Annotated in this window: 3 protein-coding genes; all 3 read right to left on the reverse strand. The window is 37.5% G+C overall.

From position 1 onward, the window contains the following. Window positions 1-163 precede the first annotated feature (163 nt). Window positions 164-1,702, reverse strand: coding sequence for an OpgD/OpgG family glucan biosynthesis protein (locus CWC11_RS20280; protein WP_138684132.1), 1,539 nt, complete (start codon window positions 1,700-1,702; stop codon window positions 164-166). 321 nt (window positions 1,703-2,023) lie between these two features. After that, window positions 2,024-2,398, reverse strand: coding sequence for a DUF7079 family protein (locus CWC11_RS20285; RefSeq protein ID WP_138684133.1), 375 nt, complete (start codon window positions 2,396-2,398; stop codon window positions 2,024-2,026). A 105-nt stretch (window positions 2,399-2,503) separates the two neighbouring features. Then, window positions 2,504-2,943, reverse strand: a 440-nt coding sequence (locus CWC11_RS20290; protein WP_249330781.1) for a hypothetical protein, incomplete at its 5' end; no start/stop codon positions are given.

A 2,943-nucleotide genomic window follows, 5' to 3' on the forward strand; every position in this document is an offset into this window, starting at 1 on the left:
TGAAAGGTCAACAGGCCCTATCAATTACAGCTGCAATAATACTCAAAACCGTTTGGGTAAAATTCAAACATAAAAAATAGCTTTAAAATTTGAAGGGCTATATAAAGTACCGCAATATATAACCCTTCAATTTACTTTAATGATGATTAAACCTTAGCTTTGCTTATTCAATCGTTACCTTTGCATCACTTACCCACGTTTCGGTTATCGCTTCATCATTTTTATCCACTAAATACGCGCGTATATGCACTGGGTTATTGTTAGATTGCTTGTAATCAAAGGCTAATCGCCATTGGTTAGTTCCCACTATAGGGTAAGCGCCAATTGGCTCTAGTATTTCGCCGTTACTGGCTTCAACTATAGGCTTTATACCACTTTCTCTATCGAGCCCTTTAAATACAAGCCCTTCAAAGTCAATCACCATTTTGTTCACGCCCTCAGGAATAGGCTGACCAGGAATTCCACCCTGTCCTTGGCGAGTATTCACAACACTTGCTAACTCTTTTGATTTTGGGTCGAGTGGACGCCATTCAATATCATAAGAAAACGTAAATTCATCGCCTTTACGCGCCTCTTTTTTAGGTACCCAATAGGCAACAATATTATCAAACGTTTCATCTTTTGTAGGAATTTCGATTAGCTGAACAGCCCCTTTGCCCCAATTTCCTTTAGGTTTTATCCATGCTGATGAACGTTTATTATAAAATACGCCATCGTCTTGGTAGTTATTAAAATCACGATCCCTTTGAATTAAGCCAAAGCCTTTAGGGTTCTCATCAATAAAGCTATTGGTCGATACCGACTGAGGGTTATTTAACGGTCGCCAAATGTACTGCCCCGATCCAGTATGAATCGCTAAGCCATCGCTATCGTGAATTTCTGGGCGCCAATCTTTAGCTTCTGTTTTATCTTTTTCTGAGTACCAATACATACTCGTTAATGGCGCTATACCTAAACGCTCTACATCGGCGCGCATATACAAATTAGCACTCACAGAGGTAATATGGCCTTTGGCTTCTTTGTTATCTTTACTTAAACCAAACCGATAAGCACCGGTGATAGAGGGCCCTTCAAGCAATGCCCAAACAGACACACTTTCACCTTTTTTTTCTGCGGGGCCAATCCAAAATGCAGAAAAGCGCGGAAATTCTTCTGGTTGATTCATACCCGTATTAATTGCAATACCGCGAGCCGACAAACCATATTGCCCTTGTGGGCCATCAGTTCTAAAATAAGACGCACCTAAAAAAGATATCCAATCTGGTTTTATATCTGGGCGCATAATTCTAAAGCCTGCAAACCCAAACCCTTCCGGCAGGTCGTGGGCTGGGCTATCGTCAGGCATATCAAAAAGCTCATTACTAAAAGGCAGTTCTTTAACGTTGTTTTTATCATCCCTAATGTAAATACTTACTGGCTCAGGAAAGTATCGGCCAGGGTAAAATAGTTGCACAGGTGCCTTTTTACCATTTGGATATAAAGTTTCATCTTCTTTAAAACGTATTTTCCAGTGTTCATCGTAAGTAATTTTATCAATAAGCTCAGGGGCAGGAACTGCAGCTGGCGAATAAGGCTTTTCAGCAGAGGCTTTTGCCATTGCTTTTAAGTCTTCGAATGTAAAATGAGCACTTTCTTGAGCTGGCTCTGCGTGTAACGACATAGAGGTAGAAATAATAGCGGCAATAAATAACTTTAACTTCATAAAAAGTATCTCTAGTAAAGTGAGTCTAAAAATAAGTGCTCTGTTCAAGCGCTTAACTTAAAATGCGTGTAAAGATATTACACACCGCAATATGAACTCGCGTTTACTAAAATAACGTTATTTGGCTTAGTTATGTTTGGGGGGTTATGCTTGGATAGTTGTGTTTAATAAATGCGGCTGACAAAGCTTTAGTTAGTTAAAGCTCAGTTAATACCTGCTTTAAAATCGAAATATTGATATTTACGTCACTGCTACGCTTTGCAAAAATTTATAATAAGTACTGGCCTCAAAAATTAGTATATTAGTATTGTGTTAAAGCGGTTATTTATTATTGTTATTGTTTTTACGATACTTAGTTATACCACTGGCTATTTCTTCCCACCAATTATTAGCCCCAAAATGCAAAAACTTACACTTAATTGGTTTAACTCTGTCTGCATTTGCAATTATTAACTCTGTTAATTGCTCAATATCATAGCCAGTCCACTCAGGTATTGGCTGTGCAAAATTCTGATTAACAGCAGGGTAAACCTCATTCCAGTAGATATACTCTAATTCTAAAATTGAATACTTAGATTTAGCACACGTAGCTATAGCGTTTTCTAGCTCATCAGATGGCTCAATATCCATCCAAAACATTTGCAACGTATCCCAAATAGGTTTTCTATCTTCTGAATCTAATCGTGGATTATCCATAAGCCACTAACGCCTTGTAAAGTTTAAAAATAAAATCTGCCATTAATAACAAAGTGAACTATTTTCTGTGTTCAGCTATTTAAGTATGCTTGTTATTGCTACAGGTTAAATAGCTTTTCGCATTTTATTTAATAACTCGTAGCATGCTTTATACAACAGTATTTCCATGTCTTTTGTATGATACAAAGGGCCCCAACGAAAGAATCCTCTTAAGCTAAATTTTTTAGCAATAAATTCGCGCCATGTAATAGATTTGGAAACACTAAACGTTTTAATCGTCTTATTGTGCTCAATGTTATACAAGCGCGACACTAATTTAACTTTTGGTCGCCAAAAAAGCGGAATAATAGCAGTATCAAAATCCACAGTGAATGCATCGCCACCATGTAAAGTAACTATAACCACATCTAAACCAATATCTGACTTTTTGGGCTCTCTAATAGACGAAATACTATGAAGGCAAAAAACCTCTTCAAGCTTCTGGTGCATATGATCTTCAAGTGAATCGCCCGTTATATAAAAAAACGACTCTACCTTAGAAAAGT

The organism is Pseudoalteromonas sp. S3178 (assembly GCF_005886985.1).
GTDB classification, from domain to species: Bacteria; Pseudomonadota; Gammaproteobacteria; order Enterobacterales; family Alteromonadaceae; genus Pseudoalteromonas; species Pseudoalteromonas carrageenovora.

Excerpts from the sequence above, each read along its gene's own strand:
- CWC11_RS20285 (WP_138684133.1), bottom strand. The coding sequence starts at position 2,398 with ATGGATAATCCACGATTAGATTCAGAAGATAGAAAACCTATTTGGGAT.
- CWC11_RS20280 (WP_138684132.1), bottom strand. The coding sequence starts at position 1,702 with ATGAAGTTAAAGTTATTTATTGCCGCTATTATTTCTACCTCTATGTCG.